Here is a 19,274-nt window from a genome sequence, read left to right on the forward strand (position 1 = left end):
TAATGTACGGACCTGCAATAGAATCTTCTGAGGTGTTGGAAAGTTTCACCACCGACATTTTTGAAGCGCGTTTATTGGGAAATATACAGTCATTAGGTACAATAAAATACTTATATGTACTGAGTGTTTACCGCCCAGGAGAAACTGCTCCCTGTACTTTTATTACAGCAGAGGTAAACGCCATGGCAGAAGCTTTCGGGGGAGGTTCGCATTTTCTATGTGCTTTTGCCGATGGGAGTCACATGAACTTTGGTAGTAGTGATGAATGGGCCGACACAGAAAACTTTAAAGCGGAGGCTCTGTCCATGGCAAAAGAATATGTGAAGAAAGGAAGTTTTTGATGTTGAAAAAAATATGGATCGCTGTGACTCTTATGTTGACAATATACGCTTCTGAGCCACAAGCTCCCACAGTAAAAATAACCGACCCGAGTGGCGGCCAGTGCAGTAAACGCATCGTTGAGGTTAGCGGAACCATTAGCGATACCAACATTTCGCGCGCATACATTGTCATCAATTCCTCGGCAAACATGTTCGATGTAAAAAACGGGCAGTTCAAGTACTCAGTTGTTCTGGCTCCTGGAGAAAATATCATCCAGATCATCGTCGAAAATGAACATGGTGTCGGGCGTGACAGCGTTGTGATCTACTCTCAAGTTCCCAAACGCGATGTGAAAATACTCATGACCTGGGACACCGCGACCGACATCGATTTGCACGTAATAGACCCTTCGGGAGAAGAAACGTACTACTCTTCAAAAGAGTCAAAAATCGGTGGACAACTAGATCACGATGATACCGATGGCTTTGGACCAGAAACGTTCATGTTATCCAACGCCATTGATGGCAAGTATATCGTAAAATCCAAATATTACGGCGGTAGCGCTGGGCAAACCCGCGTAAAAATTACCGTAGTGTTATTTGAAGGAACTTCCAAAGAATCGCGTAAAGACTATTATCGATTGCTATCGAAAAGAAGCGAATTCGTCGAAGTTTGTTCTTTTTACGTCCAACAGTAAATCAACAAAATCTCCAGGAGATTCCTGGAGATTTTCCCTCCATTTCGCCGCACGCATAGAGAACTTAAACGCAATTAGTTTTGCCATTTGCGCGTCTTATCCTGTACAATAAAGATAAACAAACCGTAAAAGATTGTCAGGAGATTATCATGAAAAAGTTGTGCATGGTATTTTTACTCATGTTGTGCGTAAACGCCAACAACCATCGCGAGATTTCATTCACAGAAGACCCCTTTACTGAAAACTTTATTGACGAAGTATGGAGTACGTCTTCTCCAGAACCTTGGGAGTGGATCGAACGGCAAAAATGTATTCGTTCAGGGCATATTCCGGCATTGCAAAGAAGCTCATGTCAACTCCAATTCAACAGCGAAGAAGGTGTTGTTGCCATTTCGTTTTCCACCGATTTACGTGGAAAAGAACAAAGCCTGCGCATTTTTCTCGATGATGCGCTCCAGGGAACATATTTTTATCAAGGGGAAAAAGTTTTACACATCAAAGTCAAGCGCGGAACACATGTAATAAAATTCGTTTTTCGCAAAGTTGCCCGCGCCTATGGTGGTGGATCATGCACCATAAATAAAATTTCATATCCTGCACAAACCAAAAATCTTTTCCAATACAAAATCAATCATACTGACAAAAAAACCAATACTTCGTGGGGTAATAACGACGAGATAGCCCAGTCTTTTGAAATGTTGGGAGTATTTGCCAACATAAAATCAGCGAAAGACATCCCACAATTGCAATATGAAGTACAAGTGCCACAAAATATCCATCTCGTTCCACACACTCCCGTTGTTTTCGCACTACCAAAAAACAAAGAAAAACAACTTCATTTTTCCATTATTTCTGACGGACGTTTTCGCGAGAACAGTATTCCACTTACGATTCGACTTAAATCTTGTGATGTGCAACTACAAAAATTACACTATTCTATTCCCTTTGCCTACGTAGATCCCGCACGCGCGTTTTTAGAAAAAGAAACGGTGATTACTAGCAAAAAATTTGACTTTTCCTCCGTAGAACAACTAGATCAATTCCTGAAAGACTTCCCGGAATCGGAATTGGCTCCTATTATCTTTGCCCTACGTTTAGAATGTTGCCGTAAAGTGCGCGACGCGGCCATTGAACGAAATCAAAATGTAAAAAATCGCCAACAACGAGAACAGAATATTATCAAAGCCATCAATAGCTACCTGGTATTTATCGAAAAGTATCCTCAGCGTTTGCTCACCAAAGTCGCCATTCACGAAGTTTTTCAACTATACACCAAGATAAATCGCATATCTTTCTATCACAACTTTATCGAAAGATTTCCTCATAGCGAGCACAGTCTAGTGGCCAATGAGCACATTAAAGCGCTTATGTACGAACTGGTATGTGCCAAAGATAGCATAGAAGCTTACGATACTTTTGCAGAAATGTATCCGAATATGTCGTTTTTCACACGACAATGCTGCAATTTAGCGCAAAAAAAAGCACTACAACAAGAAAAAGATTTTATCCATAATTTAGTGAAAAAAATCGATACCAAAGACAAATACATTCGACAGTTGGCACTACAATCTACACGCAACAAGAGAGCCAATGTACTCATGAATAAGTGGCTGCTTCTAACTACGGCGTTAAAAGATACCAAAAGCTCTCACCAACGTTTTGTCACAGGTGTACAAATACAAAGAATAAAAAATACACTCCACACATACTACAATGATACCAATGTGATTTCGACGCTTCTGATGATGCAAAAACTCGATGAAATTGCCACGATAAGTAAAGAAATCAAAGATTTGCAACAACAACTCCACAAAGATACCTTGCAACAAATGCAAAATCACTTCGCAAGCCTGCGTAAGAACATCGATGATAACTTTGCCAACACCAACAAAAAAATCGATACCTTGCACCTATCCGTTGCACAGTTGCAAAAAAATCTCCAGCTAATGCATCTTGATCTCAACACCAAACTTAGCCACATCGACACAAAAATTAGCGATGGTTTTATGAGTCTTGAACAAAATTTACAGCGCATGGAGAAAAGTCTCCTCCGTGAAATGCGCAGTGGAACTGTGGCAAAATATCTCACTTTGCTGCACTACAATTTAGGCAACATCAACGACAATATTCTAGAGGCGAATGCTAATATTGTACAGTTGAGCAAAGGCAACGATGATTTTTTGCGCCTTAATTTGTCGGTACTCAAGGCGGTACAACACAACGGTGAGATTTTAGACGGCTGGCAGCAATACCAACGTGGTTCTTCTTTGCGCACCGCGGTCAGCAATACAGTTGTGAATATCATTGAAGGAAGTGTGGGAGCGATCCCCGTAGTCGGGCCGATTACTACTAGATTAGCAGCGCCTTTTATTCGCTGGATAGGTAATAAAGCCGGCGATCGTGCGGTTTCGCTTTGGAGTGCTATTTTTTAGGGCCTTTTTTTGTACGACTCTATTTTTGATCCCCTCTCAGAAAACAAAGCTGACTAATATTTTGCAAAAAAGCTGGACTTATTCTAAAATCATGCTAACATATGTAGAATATAAACTACCTATCGAGGTGAAAAAATAGTATTTTATCGACACGCCATAGTAAAGGAAAAAAATATGAGTCAAGTACGCGAAGAAGTTTTAAAGGCCAATCAAGCCTACGTGCAAGAATTTGGAGACAAAGGCAAGCTCGCGATGCCACCTGCAAGACGTTTTGCCATTCTAACCTGTATGGATGCGCGACTTGATCCGGCAAAGTATGCTGGACTTGCTGAGGGAGACGCCCACGTCGTGCGCAACGCCGGTGGTAGAGCTAGTGATGACGCGATTCGCTCTCTTGTCATCTCTTACAAATTACTTGGTACAAAGGAGTGGTTTGTCATTCACCATACCGACTGCGGCATGGAGTCTTTTACCGACGAGATTATGAATGATTTACTTGCTAGCAGTTTAAAAACAGCATCCGTAGACGAATCAGGATGGCATGACTGTTGCGAAGGTCCAGGCTCAACAGAAGGTAAATACATCAACTGGATGACGATATCAGACAATGCAAAAAGTGTTGTCGAGGATGTACTTAGAATACGCAATCATCCACTCGTTCCCAAAGACATTCCTATTTACGGCTATATATTCGATGTTGCTTCTGGAGAACTCAAAGAAATCACAGAAGCTACCGAGGCGGGAAAAGCTTCCTAACAAAATATCACATGTATAGGCTGGCAGCCGTCAGCTTATACATGTCGTCTGGATGCATCACTCATTTGGATTCTCTATCCATCACTTCCCAGCTTTCCTCCGGCAAAGTCTCCGCGAAAGAGTGCGATCAACATTCCCATACCCAAAAAGATAAAAATAGAGGTCATCACTCGAAGAGATACATTCGCAAAACCTTTGGTGTGGTCGTACACCACCGGTTGATTATCTAAAATTTCCGGATTTGAACTCATCATTTTGTCCTATCATCACATGTGAATCATTCGAAACAAGCGTTTGCTATTCTGTATTGTTTTTTGCTATCATTTTACAAAAAACTACATGGTCAACACAAGTTACCAAATATAGAAAACTATCGTAATTCGGTGATATAAAGGAAAACTCATGAAATCTTCCAATCCAATTTTAGATGCTCGGGTCTTTCAAAATTTAGAAGAAACACAACAAAAAATGGAGTTACAAGGCGTTGCCAATATAACAATTTTTTCTATCATCCTATTGATGATCTCCACCGCTTTTACTTGGTATACACTAGCGAGAACCCAACTTATTGTCATCATAGGCATTGTTGTCGTCAGTGCAATTGTCAGCTTGATTATGACAGCAGCCTTACGCGACAATCGCAAATTAGCACCGTCATTGGTTCACGTTTTCCCGATTGTACAGGGAATATTTTTTGCCTCGATGGCGTATGCGATCAACAGACACTACAAAGGTATTATCATTCAAGGCATATGGTTAACATATAGTACGCTTTTTATGCTTGCGATTATCTATAAATTTCAATATACAAAACCACGTAATAGTGCCTCTTTGAAAATCACAGTAACGCTTCTGGCCATTGGCTTTGTCTATGGAACGAACTTCTTCATAAGAAAATTTACCAATGTGCAAATCCCTTACATTCACGAGAGTAGTATTGCGGGCATCGGCTTTGTTCTGTATGCCGCGATTATGGCAGCGTATAACTTGGTCTTAGATTTTTATTTTATCGCCGAAAATACAAGTGACGATGCCCCAAAATACATGGAACATTATTGTGCTTTTGCTCTAAATTTCTCACTCATTTGGCTGTATATAGATATTCTGTTTCTCGTTGACAAGTATCGACGTCGATTTAGGTTAAAATTTTAAAGGCAGGCAATCAGTTTTTCATAAAAACACAAAGATTTCGTGGCAAAATGAATAAATTGCAAACATAAAGACACTAAACTTGGTATGTATAGGTATACATTTATATTTTTATACTAAATCATGTCGTGAACAATAACTTGACATGCACTATCTATAAGGAAACACAAATGCAATTTTATTCTATTCATTTTATACTAATCACATACATCAGTTGTGCTTGGTACTCACATACGATTCAAGATGAAATCCAAAGACACAGTGATGTTTTTTATATCATTAGTGGGCAATTTCCTCATCATGGAGACGCATACTGGAAAAAGCTTGCTGAAAAAAGTAAGGCAAAGTTAAACTTGGCGGCAAATGACATACAAGCACGCAACGATTTAGCAGTATCTCACATGAAACTGCGCAATTACACAGCATCTTTACGTGAGCTGAAAAAAATTGAACAACTCAGCCCAGGACGCTACGAAACATATTCGAACCTAGGCGTACTGTACAAAAAAATGCGTAAGTTTTCTAAAGCAGTTCACTACACAAAAAAAGCTCTCGCCATCAAACCCGAAGGACATCTAGGACTTGGAGATTGGTATCTTAAGATGCTAGAATACAAGGCTAAAATAGAAAAAACAGACTCCGAAATACAAAAGAACTTCTTGGGAATGGAATACCTAGAAGACCCCATTCCTTACAGTCTATCCCATGATCAAGACCATCGAGAAGTACAACAAAAACTACGATTATTGTTAGAAGCGGACAACTCTTTTTCTGATGCTTACATCGCCCTAGGCGATGAATTTTTCATATCACGTCGTCAATATTTAGTAAGTTTATGGTGTTATTTACGTGCCCAAAAACTAGGCCATCCACGACCAGACATAGTAAAACAAAGAATTGACCGTACTTACGAAATCATGAAATACGGTGCAAACGCCATGTTCTGGTCATATTACATCAATGATAAAGAGGTAGTCCTTAATGCCGTCTCGAAAGAACTAAAAGAATGCGAAAAGTGGCTAGAGGAGTTCTATAAAGTAGAAGCCGATTTGCTCAAAAAGCATGAAAACGTAGACTTTAACATGACCTATCGTGAAATGAAGAAGCGAGGCATTGCTCGTAAAAAACCGCAAAACCACGCAATCCAAGAACGCCTAATGCCCTATCACTATATACTATTTGCTCTCATAGCTATTTTGTTAGGTACCAAGATATACAAAGACTTGCAAAAAGAAGATGAATTTGACGAAAACGGCGACAAGATCTATAGACCTTTTCGTTTTTATTTGAAATAATTGAAAATTCGTGGCCCGCCTATGGGCCACGAAAATAAAAAATCGATCTATTCAACACACCTCAATTCCCCATAAAACAACCATCGCGACAAAATAAAATAAAGCCCCATTACAACACTCTACCAAAATTTTTCCACAACAATGTAATAAACAAAACCCGATACAATGGGACTCCCCAAGCATCGCAAAACGTAAAACACTTGTATTAAATCACTTATATTATTACATGACATATCACATCCCTCGCTGTATTATTCATACGTAAGCAAAAAACAGCACAGAAAACACAACAGCCAATAAAAAAGTTTTGTATCTGTCACAAAGCTTACAAAAAAATAAAGGGGTGTAGCTCAATCTGGTAGAGCAACGGATTCCAAATCCGTAGGTTGCGGGTTCAATTCCTGCCGCCCCTGTAAGACGGGGAAGTAGCTCAACCGGGATAGAGCGGCGGACTCATAATCCGCAGGCTGCAGGTTCAAGTCCTGCCTTCCCAATTACAAAAACGGAGAGGTGGCCGAGTGGCTTAAGGCGGCAGATTGCTAATCTGCTATGGTTGGTCAACAATCATCACGGGTTCGAATCCCGTCCTCTCCTCCACAAGCAGGCGTACCCAAGGGGCTTAAGGGGTGTGATTGCAAATCACATATTCGCAGGTTCGAATCCTGCCGCCTGCTCTACACAAGGGAGTAGCTCAATCGGATGAGAGCGGTGGTCTTCGAAACCACAGGTTGCAGGTTCGATCCCTGTCTCCCTTGCCAAATGTAGGCTAGCGTTCAATTGTTTTAGTTTAGGAAAATTTAGAGAATAACAACCACAAAATGGTTGTTCCAAGAAAGAAACGGTAATAACAAAAAATATTGTAATCGTATTTTTGCACATATTGAAGTAGATACTTAATACTTAAAAGGCCAGAGATCACTGCCACAAGAAACCCAAACAAAATCTGCAAATTTGCAAAAGCGGTGAGCAAATGGCTATAATTTAAAACACATGCTCCGACGATGATGGGGGCGGAAATTAAAAAAGAAAACTGCGCTGCACTTTTGCGATTGAAGCCTAGTAGTAGAGCCGCAGCAATGGTAATTCCTGACCTTGACACTCCTGGAAACAAAGCAAGCGCTTGCGAACAACCAATGGCAAAAGCAGTCTTGAGTCCAATGGTTTCAAACTCCCTAGTTTTGCGACCCGTTTTGTCAGCATATACCAATGCCATACCAAAGACAATTAAATTTATGGCAATGGTTACTGGACTGCGAAATGTAGTTTCAATTGTGTCTTTCAATAGTAAGCCAGCAATAGCAGCAGGTATTGAAGCAACAACAAGGCATAGTAGTAATATACAAGATTGCTTGGATTCAGGTGTACGATAAGATTTCTGCAACACGTACCTGACGGGATCACATACCAAGCATAACCACTGGCGATGAAAATAAATCATTACCGCCAACAAAGTTCCTAAATGCAAAGTAACATCAAAAGCTAAACCAGAATCGTTAAATCCAAATAACCACGGTGTTAGCACCAAATGCCCAGAACTCGATATAGGCAAAAACTCCCCCACACCTTGAACAATTCCCAAAATAAGTATTTCGAAATAATCCATATCCCACCACATCTTTTTATAACGTTAAAATACCATATTTAAACAAACTTCATTGCGAGTTGCATTGTTATTGAGGACATTCTCACAGCAATGGTTATATGGTTTTGTATTACCTACATGCGAAGAAGAATAACAAGTCTTGCGACAAGAGAATTTTATTCCGACATATTTTTTTTGGAGTAGTTCTTGGACTCTACTTATATCTTCAGATGAGATGAATTCAAATTCAGTGATTCCCTCGTCAATGACGTTTTTGATAAAATTTTGTAAAAAAGAAACATTCATAGTTGGAAGGACGATACAGAAAGTACTTTCTTGCTTCAGTAAATCTAAATCTTCGTGCTTTTTTTTGCGAATGATGATAATGGCTTTCATATATTTCTCCTCTATTTCATACTCATATTTATCCCTTTTATTACTCGTTTATTTACAGGAAGCAAACCATGTGCCACAAAAAAAAGTTGTAGAGAAAAAAACGTTGCTTATGCTGTAATTACTCAATAGAGGTGGTAAAATTTTTATTTTCTGATCGAAACATCGTGGATATTACACAAAAAACTGTCAGATAAATCATACGGTGTCATTTATATATAACGAACATTGATCTGTAAGTATGGGAAGACAAGCTGAAAACGAGGAAAGATAGATAAAGGTCCTTATTCAACGAAACTCAGGATAATCAATTCGCGCTTGTAAAAGCTTGCGAACTTTTTCTTCTGCCAATGGCGATTTCATAAAATGTTGCCAATGGTAATATGTGATTTTTGTAAAAGTTATTTGCCATCTCTAAACGGAATAACCATGCTTCATCAATAGTATTTTCCACCAATATGTATTTTATATTGAGTATCGCAGCTTGTTGACCCGGCCGATCAAGTCTTCCTTTCATTTGCGGAAGTTTGTCGGGTTCAGGGGGTCTTGTCACAATTGTGTTATACGCAATTAAGTCATTTAAACCATATGTTCCCTCCGCATAAGAGACTACCGTGTGTTTCCCTGACTTATCTGGATAACGCGATACACCTGTAATTCTTTGGGCAATTTGTTCCGCTTCGTCTTTACTTCTCGCGTAAATAAGTGCACGGTCTTGTTGTTGCAATTGTGCGATGACCGCCGCAAAACATTCTACATAGTCAAAATGTTGGAACAGATAGTTACTCAAGGCAATATATACCTGTTGCGCCGACATGTTCTGTAAGGCAAGGTCTTCATACTCTTGTCGCATTTTCGCTGACAGGGGAAAGCGATGAACGGTTGTGATCCACTTTTTCGCTTCTTTGGGTATGTGGCAAATAATTGCTTCACTTAGAATAGTATCTAAATACGCTTTTTGCTCAGGAAGTCCACTGCGTAACATTTTTAACATGTAGAATAGTTTATCAAATCGCGAACGAAAAAAAGTAGCGCTCATCATCATAACGCCGTACTGCGAAGAGATCACTTGTCGCCAAGCCTCTTCTGTTTGTAGTGCATTTTTATTTTGTACGGACAGGCATTCATCAATGACAACGAGTTGCCATAAATTGTAGACAGGATGATTGCGCATACGTCCTAGAGTCGTAATTACAATAGAATTTATTTGGATGTCATGGCTAAGTGACCCATCTGCATTTTGCAAAACAATGTCAAAGCCTGTTGTATGCTTTGCTATTTCATCTTGCCACGTCTTATAAAGTTTTTCGGTAGGTAACAATACCAAAAATCCGCGATAGACATTTTGCTTATGGTCGATGTTATGATGTAGTATTTTTGCTAAAACGGTTAATGCGGTAAGGGTTTTTCCGGCACCAACGTTCGAGGCATCGCCGTAGCCTTTTTTCCCGGCATGAACAAGCCCATAAAATATTTCGTCACTTGCACTTTGTTGATGGTCCCACAATATGGTTGTTATTTTTGGGACAACTGGTTTGATGGAATCATCACGAGTTTGTTGTCGGCCAAATGCTAGGTGGTACAAGCATTGTCGTAAGTGTAAATACGCAGATGTATTTTTATCTATTTTGAACTTGTATTCGCCTTGTGGTGCAACACACTGTGGGTATAGAAAACTTAAAAAACGAAACATGCGTAACAAAGTCCCCTCGTAAAGATAACTAATGGCGTCATGTAGCCTTTTACCATTGCGATCCACAGGGCCAATAAGTACTTCACTGTTGAAATTGTTGTTCATTTTCACGAGTACATTTCGCCATATAATACCCGGAAGAGGAGAATCTAGGGCAATAGATTGCCAATCGTATACGGCAAAATCTTGTGCTTTTTTCCGCGCGCGATGTAGGGCACGCAATCGATAGTTGATATCAAAATCACTTTTTTTCGCATACAAACTCTGCTGTACGATTTCCATAAAATCGTTTGTTAATGGTTCCGACTGTACTTTTTTGAGTGCAACGAGTACTGGGCCGGCGTCAAAAGCCTTCATCGGAATTTCTTCGGCGAAAAATAGTATTTCATTTTCGTGCTTTTCTTCATCACTGTGTTGCAATTCAACGCGCACTTTTATTTTGTTTTTTGTCCCCCATATCCATTGGAATCCTGAAGGAGCTGGGGGAACAGCAATTTCCCGAGCTACGGACATGTGTTCGATGTAGCGATGCTCTGCGACAAAGCGTTCTTGACCTGAAATGTAACTATTTTTTCTCTTTACTCTACATGGCTGTTTTGGTTTACCCGCAACGACAATTTCCACAGATTTTGCTTTTCCTATCGTAGGAAGTGTCACTTTTTGCCCAAAAATCATCTGAAACGCAATGCGACTTTCACGCGCACTCGGTATACGCCCTGTATGTTCATGGCTTTGAGATGGACGAAAACAGAAGTTGTATTGCGGTGAGCAGCGTAAATATTGTTGGGTTTGATGCAATGTTGTCAGCATCTGTTGTTGCTCATCGTCAACAGAGACATTGGTTTTATTTCGCACATTATACGATGAAGAGTAGTCCCAAATAAAATTCACCGCTCTTTTTGTCCCGTGTTTTTTCACATCGTAGGGGACAAAAGGAAGGTTTGCCTGCCATTGTAATATAATACCTGGTAAGCAATGCATATCATACGCGGCCATAATGGTCTGTTCTCTTACCGTCGAACAGTTGGCTGCTTGTAATTCTTCTATAGTCTTGTTGTTAAGGGATCTTGTTTGCCATTTGTGTAAATAATCGATACTCTTGCACAGTAGTTTGCGATCTCCCTCCATCATCGGCATGGTTTTTAGCGCCAACAGCAAACTATTTTCGATACGACTCTCGCCAAATGTCTTATTTTTGAGGTCTACATTCTTTTCTTTTCCATCTCCCCATGACCAATTTTGTCCCAAAGTATCTTCATGTTGAATTCGTAGTGCGGTGTACAATATTTGTTGAATAATAGAAGGAGTGAGTTGTACGTCTGGATCAAAATGAGTCAGAAGTGACAAGGAGGCCAATTCGAGAAGTCCCAGAGAATTACCTTGAGGCTCATAAGGCTCCACGTCTTCTAATATCGTAATAAATAATCTCCACACAAGCTGACGTGATCCACTCACACGTGCAAATTGATATTCGGGTAAACTATACGAAGGAGAACTTGCCAATTTGTGGATCACTTCCTCCAACAAACTGGCAGCACCGCGTCCACGTCGAATCGCCTTTTGCAACATCGAAACCAACAAACCAACATTTTCACTACGAGAGTATTCAGGCGATGAGCGGCAAATATTTTCTGTATCACAGAAAATGACAATTTTGTTGCCACTGTGTGTCGTCTTAGGTAAATATTTTCCCTTACGCGGTGTATCGATCCAAGATAGGTATTCGTCTAATGTCGCAAAATCGCGTACTTGGGTGTGTAACTTGTTATTGTTATATTCGATCTCAACCGCAAACTGTGGGATAAATTTACGTAAAAAATCATTTGCCATTTGCCACTTGTAATCTTCGCGTATTCTCATACTATGACTACAACAAAAAGTAACTGGGGCTTTTCCTTTACGCGAGTCTAGATTGTCCATTTCTTTGTGTAAATGTTCCGCATTTTCAAAAACGCGCTCTAACCATTCTTCCGGAACAACACTATGCCCCGCCTTTGCTTTGCCAATCGACTTAATGCGTAATGGCACATCCATCGGTTGATGCCGCGATTGCAAGACCCACTTACGTAATTTCTCACATTTTATTTCTCGCGCTTGTTTCGCATACTCTGGCGGTACGGGAAAATCATTTTTTTGTAGCCAAATCTTCAACGCTTCATACATAATTCCAATGTTTTGCGATTGTTGCACTTCTTTCTGTAAGTTTAACACAGACATTGCACTATTTGTGTCATTTTCGGCTAAAAATAAAATTGCCTTAGCCACATTGACGTCATTGAGTAGTGGCTTTACATCCTCAAGAGCTTCTACCGCCAAACCATGAAACTCACCGTTACGCATACGAATGGCCACCTGGCCTTTTTTCAAACCTTTGTTCGCGACGTCGTGAATTGGTTTTCCATCCATCATTGCTGCCCGGTATGTTGGCTTTGTATTTTTTTGTACCGCTAAAGCAAGTTCCTTTTCGATAAACGACATCTCATTTTACTTTCTATGCATATTACGATGTTCCTCTATAGTCCAATTAACGAGAGAGAATACATTGACAACCCAATTTTTCTATTCTGCGTATTGTTTGATGGCTAACACGACGAGGAACATACAAACGCTTCAATTGCGATGGAAAATCTTTAATAAGAGACGTTATACCTTCCTCCGTTATTTTTGTACCGGATAAATCCAAAGATTCTAATTTAGGTAGATTTTTCATCATCACCATACTTTTGTTTGTGATCCTTGTACCCGATAAATCAAGGGATTTCAAACTAACTAAATTTGGAATCACAGCAACCCCAGGATCTCCGATTTGATTATACGTAAGATCAAGAGAGGACAGAGCCTTCATTTCTTTCAGACACAGCAAGTCAACATCATTTATGGATGAAGTTTTTATATATAAATACTTCAAATTGGTCAAAGGCGATAAGAAATGATAATGATCTGTCGCCACGCGACTTAAATACAGAGAAGTAAGTTTTTTCATTTTTGACAGCGGAGAGAAATCTTTGATTTTGGAAGCCCTGTGAATGGTAAGTGAACGTAAGTTTGATAGTTTAGATAATGGTTCTATGTTATCCGCCGACTTAAGATCAAGACGCAGGTCGACCAAGTTACGAAGTTTTTCAATACCTTCTAAATTGGTAATATGGTCATTAAAAATAGTTAATGTCGTCAAATTTTGTAAATTATCGACTAAATATTGAAAGTCTTCATTGTTGATATCGCTATCTATTAATGAGATGCGCGTTATGGTTTTAAACTTTGCAATGTAATGTAAATTTCTCCGTGATACCTTTTGTTTATGTCTTTCGGTTTTAAAAAGATTTATAAACGATTTTTGTCCTGTTTGTGTATTGTGTAGAACAACTTGGTCGCCTAACAAAAAACCAAAAATCGGAAAATTAGAGAAAAATGATATCGCAAGTTCTTCATATTCTCCATATTTAGATAAAATTTCTTTTTCTAACTCTGCGAATGTGTCCATATATCGATGAAGTATTGTTTCCTCTTTTGTCATCTTGCGTGACGGAGATATGTTTTGTAGTGTTTGTAGCAATAGCATTTTTAGCCGACTATCTCCCGCGGCATAATTCTTTTCTAGTATGGGCAATGCATCGTCCCCTATTTTTGCTAGAGTTTTAATGGCCATCACTTTTATGTGAAGTTTTCTTCCTGCGATAGCGTACTTAATACAGGGCAGGGCCTCTTTTATTTTTTCTTCTTTTTTTTGCAATATGTAAAAAATATATCGTTGTATATCATCATTTCTCAAAAAAATGGCTTGCTTAATAGTAGGCATGAGCAGGGGACTGTTATAGTTTATAGATTTTAGTATCTCTAAAACATGCTTTTTCACAAAACGGTGATGAGTATTCTTTCTTATCAAAGCTAATGAGGCAGGATCCGTGAGGGCTTTTGTTGCCAAGTTACGACTATTTTTATCAGAATATCTCAATGTATGAAGAATACAAGCCATGTCCATCACCCTTTTTCCTAAGGCACAAAATACTTTTACTACTGCCATCCGTTGTTCGGGATCTTCACTAACAATGATTTGTGATAACTCAGGGACCACTTCCGCAGCGTGGGAAGGCAATCTCTCTAGTAAATTTAGCGTATAAATTCGAACACGAACATCTTCACTTTGGAGAAGTGCGACAACATCAAAAGACGCTAATTCGAATTGTGATTCTATACCGCAGAGTACTCGAAGAATCTTTCGCTGAATATTTTTGTCTTTTCGATGTAGCGCTTCTTGTAAATCGGGCAATCCACGAGTACCAATTTGCTGCAAGGTACGAATCGTTCGTAAAACAATACGTGAATTTTTACTGCTAAGGCATTCTATCAACAGCGGAACAGCAGAGGAAGCATCAGGACCTATTTTTCCTAGCTCAACAATGGAAGAGAGTTTTGCCTTACTACTTTTTGTACGTAAATTAGCCACATGCTTGTCAATATCTTGCTCAACATTATTTTCTTGGACAAATGCCAAAGAACAATACACGAGCGATAAAAAAATAAGTAACTGTTTATAAAAAAACATTTGCACCTCCCTAAAGTTATTTTTTTACGTAACGAACCGTTTCTATAATAGACATTCATCCCGCGTAAAAATTCAATAACTAGAACGGTCCAAAACGAATCTTGCCCCGAACCATTCCAACAACTATCTCATTGCAAATGATTTTTGTATATTTGCACTAATGATCTTCCAATGATATTGGCACTTTCTCTGCTATAGCCTCCAGATAATAACATTAGTATTGGTATTTTATTCTTTGTAGCATAAGAAAAAACAAGATTATCTCGTTCGAGAATGCCTTCTGCGGAAACACTCATATCCCCTAACTGATCTTTTTCATATATGTCTGTACCAGCATTATAAATAATTAGATCTGCTTTAAATGAATCACACTTTTGCAATCCTTCTCGAAGCAACGACAAATAATCGCCATCTTTTACGTAAGAAGACAAGGGGTAGTTAAAATCAATATACTTCATAGCTGCGGTGTCCACAGGATATATTTCGCCATTGTAAATATCCAAAGTACAAATTCTGGGGTCATCTTGTAAAACAGCCTCAAAACCATTTCCTTGATGGGCATCTAAGTCAATAATCAACACTTTTAACTGTGGCTGCTGCATTTGTAATTTACGAATAACAATAGGGATATCAGAGAAAAAGCAAAATCCTTCTCCACTATTGGCCTTGGCATGATGATATCCTCCGGAAAGATTGACCGCCCATCCATATTTCATCGCCAATTCACCACCAAGAATCGTCCCTCCTGTTGCGTATTTCATTGGTTTTAATAAGCGACTTTGCAACAACATATTAGGGACCATGGCCAAAGGACCTACTTCCGCAATCGCAGCAACATTTTTTGAAGATGACAGCGACGCCAAATACTCTGCGGAGTGGACAAGTTGTAGTTCCTCTTCACTAACGATTTTTGGTGTATAAAAATTTTGTTTTTTAAATCCGAGATGCTTACGCAAATGTTTATAAACCTTACCATATTTAGCCGTATCAAAAGGATGTAACTTCTCTATACCAAATAAAGTAATATCATAATGTTTCGAAAAAATTATGGGGATTTTCGTTGTCATTTTTTTACCTAACGTTGGATAATCTAAATTCAAAAGTTTACAGAAAAATTTTATCTAGACAATGTTCGATTCCTTTTTGTCTTTTGTTAATTTCTTTATACAAAAACACTACCAACCATTGCCTTAAAGCAGCAGACATATTTTTCGCCAAACTCAAATCTATCTCTTCACCTTCCAACTTTATTGCATCACCATAAGTAATTTTTTTAATATTTGTAAGTAAAATGCTCTCTTGTCTAGCGATAAAAGGCATGAGCTGATGACAAATTTCGAGTTGCGAGTCACTTAATACTACAATGGTTTTTTTGAAAAACCAAAAAGATAGCATTTCGATAAAAGAACGCAACATAATATTAAGAATTACCACTATAAAGAAAGACAATAGTAGTGCCATAAAAAGATTACTTGCCACATAACTCCGTAGAATCACCGCGGAAATAAAAGATGAGTAAAGAGCTAGCGGAAGGAGAAATGAAAGTTTTTTGAATTTAAATGCCACAATGGATAGTAAAATAGAAGGTACCCAGAATTCAGCACGAATCCCCTCTGACAACACATCAATAAGTGCGATGCAAACTGAAGCAAAAAAGATCCCCAAGAGAAGTGGAGCGACTCCTTGGACAAAGGAACGTTGTGACACAGACGCCCTTATCTGCAAATCGTTCTCTTGCAGTTTTATTCTAGAACTTACATCTACGGGTTTGTTCAGTAAAGAGCTAAAATTTTTGCCAGAGTTTATTCTTTGTTGCCTCATCGGTTTGCTTTCCTAGACTTGTAATCCCAAACTGGTGTATTTCTATATTGCTCAAAATCCCTTATTACCTTTTACCAAAGTAAACGCTGTTAGTACAATATACAAAGTAACATTTGCTGAAAAATAAGGCGAAGTAGACCATTCAGAAAAAAAATACTTTACAAAAGTAAAAGCTATAATTCCAAAGACGATAAGCGCACACCCAATACCGTCGGTTTCCGTGTGATGCAGCAGAGTTTTAGCGTACCAAATGAAAACACCTCCCAGAATAATACTTGCAATACTGCAATAAAAGAAATGAGGCTGTTTGCTGAAGTACACAACGCCATTCCCTCCCAAAAAATATAAAACAACACCAATGACGATACATAGATTTCGCTTTTTTGTCATCTTTCATTTCCTCATAAATTTAGATAGTTTGCTATGCACACGATGAAAATATAATACACTTAAGTAATAAATTATCCTATATTTAATCGGTATTGCAAAACGACGTAGTTTTTAAGTTCCTGGAAAACGGTGACTTATATTATTACATGACAAAAAGAAAATACAGGTGTATTATTAACACGTAAGACAAAAACAAAGTATAGGAGAGGTGGCTGAGCGGCCTAAGGCGATGGTCTTGAAAACCATTGTTCCGAAAGGAACCGCGGGTTCGAATCCCGCCCTCTCCTCCATATTCACAGGGGAGTAGCTCAATCTGGATAGAGCATCGGTCTACGAAACCGAAGGTTGTGGGTTCGAATCCCGCCTCTCCTGCCATCAGTATAAAGAGGAGTAGCTTAACCCGGCTAAAGCGGCGGTGTCGAATACCGCAAATGTAGGTTCGATTCCTGCCTCCTCTGCCACTAAAATAGGGGAGTAGCTCAATCGGATAGAGCAACGGTTTTCTAAACCGTAGGTTGTGGGTTCGAGTCCCGCCTTCCCTGCCAGCGTTTTCAAAGAAGAGAGAAGTGTATGTATTTGTATTTTTTTCGTGCGGAGAAGAATATCTAGTGAAACAAAAACACTTCTCTCTTGCTTATTTTATCGAGATTTCCAAAGGTATCACAAAGGTAAATCAGTACAAATGTTGTGTTGGGAGATTTTATAACAAAATCCCTCTTAAAAATTCATGTTGTTTGACAAAAAGTGGGTAAAAGTGAGTAAAACAACCAAAGTCATCTGCCCCACTTCTGCCCCACCTTCACGATTACATTTTAAACAATAAATTTAGTACTCCAAAATATCCAAACTACGATTGCGATATTCAGGAGATAGATACAAATAGCGTTTCATCGTGCTGTATTCCTCATGCCCCACAATGGACATAACCCTGGCGGGATCAACACCTTTCATCACTAAATGCGAGATATACGTCTTTCTGAGCACGTGAATGCCAATGCGCTCCACATCCTTCATCTTGCCTTCGTCATACAATTTCTTGAGTATGTTTTTAAAACGGCGATACAAGTTTTGTGGTTGCTGGGCTTTTCCCGTGCGTGTACGTAGTAATAGTGTGTGCTTTTTCGCTATTGCGTCTGTGATGAGTTGCTGTAGAATCGGTTTAAGACTTTCACCTATCGGAATAATACGTGGGCTATTGCTCTTAGTTTTCAGAGCCGGCAAAATAATCTGCTTTTTCTCCAAATCCACATCGGTGATTTCGAGCTGACAAGCTTCATTACTCCTCATTCCCGTGCGCACCAATAGTGCAAAAGCTTCGTAAAAACAAGTTTTGCGCCGATCCTTCTTCGCCTCTTCCTCGATGAGCTCAATCTCTTCGATGGTAAGATACTTTGGTGGATCAGGCTTTGGAATCTTGTTCAAACGAATCTGATGAAAAGGATTATCAATATTCAATTCCCATTCTGCCCACTTAAAACACTGGCGAATTGCCTTCAACTCGTGATTGATGGTGGTCAGACTAGGTGGCTTGTAGCGAGAGGTAATTTGCCCACGACGCCATTGTTGATAATCAGAAAGATGTGCTCGTTCCAGTTCTGAGATATAGAGCAAATTATTTTGCGTAAAATAACTCTGCCAGTGCTGCAAACCAAACTGTAAGCGTCGAATCGTCGCTTCGCGCTTGTCATCATGCACTTTCTTACTCAGAAACCGTTCTATGATTTCCGCTAACGAAAAATCGCGTTTCTGTTTACGCTGTTCCGATTGCTTGAGCGCGACAAGTTTTTCTATTTCCCATTGCCGTGCCGCAGTCTTCGTTGTAAATCCACGCGAACGATAACGTTTCTTTTGATAGGAAACACCGCCACGCCATTTTCCGCCTTCTTTCCAAGGCATTAGCCTTTTCCTCGCAAATATTGCTCAACATCCTTAGCATCAAACCTTCTTTTTGCCATGGGATAACGCACTTTCAAAAAACCAGCGCGCACATGATTCTTGATGGTTTCGGTTGAGCAACCTGCGATTTCTGCGACTTCTTTTATGGTGTAACGATCTGTAGGTAGGTTACGTTCTTTGTTTAATGACTTCCTTAGAGCATCCACATCTCTGCGTAGGTGAGCCATCTGATTTAACAGTGTACTTAAATCATTTTGTATGTTATAATTCATATGTAAGTTTCCTTCCTCTGTAAGGATTCTT

16 protein-coding genes and 9 tRNA genes are annotated in these 19,274 nt (G+C 39.3%); 15 read left to right on the plus strand and 10 right to left on the minus strand.

Going from position 1 to position 19,274, the window contains the following annotated elements:
• Positions 1-2: 2 nt before the first annotated feature.
• The 4 genes from UABAM_RS25700 to UABAM_RS25715 all read left to right on the plus strand — a co-directional run bounded on the left by UABAM_RS25700 (position 3) and on the right by UABAM_RS25715 (position 4,206).
• A complete protein-coding gene (locus tag UABAM_RS25700; protein ID WP_151970862.1) occupies positions 3-341 on the plus strand; it encodes a hypothetical protein in 339 nt (112 codons plus the stop codon).
• Entirely contained in the window at positions 341-1,018 is a 678-nt protein-coding gene (locus tag UABAM_RS25705) for a YfaP family protein (RefSeq protein WP_151970863.1), read from the plus strand. The genes UABAM_RS25700 and UABAM_RS25705 overlap by 1 nt, the downstream gene beginning before the upstream one ends.
• 149 nt (positions 1,019-1,167) lie before the next feature.
• Entirely contained in the window at positions 1,168-3,450 is a 2,283-nt protein-coding gene (locus UABAM_RS25710) for a hypothetical protein (protein ID WP_151970864.1), read from the plus strand.
• 174 nt (positions 3,451-3,624) lie between these two features.
• Complete coding sequence (locus UABAM_RS25715) at positions 3,625-4,206, plus strand: beta-class carbonic anhydrase (RefSeq protein ID WP_151970865.1); 582 nt, start codon at positions 3,625-3,627, stop codon at positions 4,204-4,206.
• A 74-nt stretch (positions 4,207-4,280) separates the two neighbouring features.
• Here UABAM_RS25715 and UABAM_RS25720 read toward each other — a convergent pair whose 3' ends face one another.
• On the minus strand, positions 4,281-4,460 hold the full coding sequence (locus tag UABAM_RS25720) for a hypothetical protein (protein ID WP_151970866.1): 180 nt from the start codon (positions 4,458-4,460) through the stop codon (positions 4,281-4,283).
• A gap of 148 nt (positions 4,461-4,608) precedes the next feature.
• Between UABAM_RS25720 and UABAM_RS25725 the strand changes: the two genes are divergently transcribed.
• The 7 genes from UABAM_RS25725 (at position 4,609) to UABAM_RS25755 (ending at position 7,408) form a co-directional block, all read left to right on the plus strand.
• On the plus strand, positions 4,609-5,358 hold the full coding sequence (locus UABAM_RS25725; protein WP_151970867.1) for a Bax inhibitor-1/YccA family membrane protein: 750 nt from the start codon (positions 4,609-4,611) through the stop codon (positions 5,356-5,358).
• A gap of 167 nt (positions 5,359-5,525) precedes the next feature.
• Complete coding sequence (locus UABAM_RS25730) at positions 5,526-6,650, plus strand: tetratricopeptide repeat protein (RefSeq protein WP_151970868.1); 1,125 nt, start codon at positions 5,526-5,528, stop codon at positions 6,648-6,650.
• A 339-nt stretch (positions 6,651-6,989) separates the two neighbouring features.
• Positions 6,990-7,063: transfer RNA gene (locus tag UABAM_RS25735), tRNA-Trp, on the plus strand.
• 6 nt (positions 7,064-7,069) lie between these two features.
• Positions 7,070-7,143, plus strand: a tRNA-Ile gene (locus tag UABAM_RS25740).
• Positions 7,144-7,154: 11 nt separating this feature from the next.
• A tRNA-Ser gene (locus UABAM_RS25745) sits at positions 7,155-7,247 on the plus strand.
• A 3-nt stretch (positions 7,248-7,250) separates the two neighbouring features.
• A tRNA-Cys gene (locus tag UABAM_RS25750) sits at positions 7,251-7,324 on the plus strand.
• A gap of 6 nt (positions 7,325-7,330) precedes the next feature.
• Positions 7,331-7,408 (plus strand) — tRNA-Arg (locus tag UABAM_RS25755).
• 29 nt (positions 7,409-7,437) lie between these two features.
• Here UABAM_RS25755 and uppP read toward each other — a convergent pair.
• The 7 genes from uppP to UABAM_RS25790 all read right to left on the minus strand — a co-directional run bounded on the left by uppP (position 7,438) and on the right by UABAM_RS25790 (position 17,075).
• Positions 7,438-8,253, minus strand: a complete 816-nt coding sequence (uppP, locus tag UABAM_RS25760; protein ID WP_151970869.1) for an undecaprenyl-diphosphatase UppP — start codon at positions 8,251-8,253, stop codon at positions 7,438-7,440.
• A 24-nt stretch (positions 8,254-8,277) separates the two neighbouring features.
• The gene (locus UABAM_RS25765; RefSeq protein ID WP_151970870.1) at positions 8,278-8,628 is read right to left on the minus strand and encodes a hypothetical protein; all 351 of its coding nucleotides are present in this window, start codon (positions 8,626-8,628) and stop codon (positions 8,278-8,280) included.
• A gap of 304 nt (positions 8,629-8,932) precedes the next feature.
• Positions 8,933-12,796 (minus strand): DEAD/DEAH box helicase, encoded by a 3,864-nt coding sequence (locus UABAM_RS25770; RefSeq protein ID WP_151970871.1) that lies wholly within the window; start codon positions 12,794-12,796, stop codon positions 8,933-8,935.
• Between the two features lie 46 nt (positions 12,797-12,842).
• Positions 12,843-14,864 (minus strand): hypothetical protein, encoded by a 2,022-nt coding sequence (locus UABAM_RS25775; RefSeq protein WP_151970872.1) that lies wholly within the window; start codon positions 14,862-14,864, stop codon positions 12,843-12,845.
• A 128-nt stretch (positions 14,865-14,992) separates the two neighbouring features.
• Positions 14,993-15,931, minus strand: a complete 939-nt coding sequence (locus tag UABAM_RS25780) for a histone deacetylase family protein (RefSeq protein ID WP_151970873.1) — start codon at positions 15,929-15,931, stop codon at positions 14,993-14,995.
• Between the two features lie 37 nt (positions 15,932-15,968).
• Entirely contained in the window at positions 15,969-16,685 is a 717-nt protein-coding gene (locus UABAM_RS25785) for a hypothetical protein (RefSeq protein ID WP_151970874.1), read from the minus strand.
• 51 nt (positions 16,686-16,736) lie between these two features.
• The gene (locus UABAM_RS25790; protein ID WP_151970875.1) at positions 16,737-17,075 is read right to left on the minus strand and encodes a hypothetical protein; all 339 of its coding nucleotides are present in this window, start codon (positions 17,073-17,075) and stop codon (positions 16,737-16,739) included.
• 202 nt (positions 17,076-17,277) lie between these two features.
• Between UABAM_RS25790 and UABAM_RS25795 the strand changes: the two genes are divergently transcribed.
• The 4 genes from UABAM_RS25795 (at position 17,278) to UABAM_RS25810 (ending at position 17,620) form a co-directional block, all read left to right on the plus strand.
• Positions 17,278-17,365 (plus strand) — tRNA-Ser (locus tag UABAM_RS25795).
• A 7-nt stretch (positions 17,366-17,372) separates the two neighbouring features.
• Positions 17,373-17,450: transfer RNA gene (locus UABAM_RS25800), tRNA-Arg, on the plus strand.
• Between the two features lie 9 nt (positions 17,451-17,459).
• Positions 17,460-17,536, plus strand: a tRNA-Ser gene (locus UABAM_RS25805).
• 7 nt (positions 17,537-17,543) lie between these two features.
• Positions 17,544-17,620: transfer RNA gene (locus tag UABAM_RS25810), tRNA-Arg, on the plus strand.
• Positions 17,621-17,900: 280 nt separating this feature from the next.
• Here UABAM_RS25810 and UABAM_RS25815 read toward each other — a convergent pair.
• Both UABAM_RS25815 and UABAM_RS25820 read right to left on the minus strand, forming a co-directional pair.
• Positions 17,901-18,971: a tyrosine-type recombinase/integrase gene (locus UABAM_RS25815; RefSeq protein WP_151970876.1), complete on the minus strand. Its 1,071-nt coding sequence runs from the start codon at positions 18,969-18,971 to the stop codon at positions 17,901-17,903.
• Positions 18,971-19,243: a helix-turn-helix domain-containing protein gene (locus UABAM_RS25820; protein ID WP_173013578.1), complete on the minus strand. Its 273-nt coding sequence runs from the start codon at positions 19,241-19,243 to the stop codon at positions 18,971-18,973. Before UABAM_RS25820 ends, UABAM_RS25815 begins: the two co-directional genes overlap by 1 nt.
• Between the last annotated feature and the right edge of the window lie 31 nt (positions 19,244-19,274).

This window comes from Candidatus Uabimicrobium amorphum (genome assembly GCF_009002475.1).
GTDB lineage: Bacteria > Planctomycetota > Uabimicrobiia > Uabimicrobiales > Uabimicrobiaceae > Uabimicrobium > Uabimicrobium amorphum.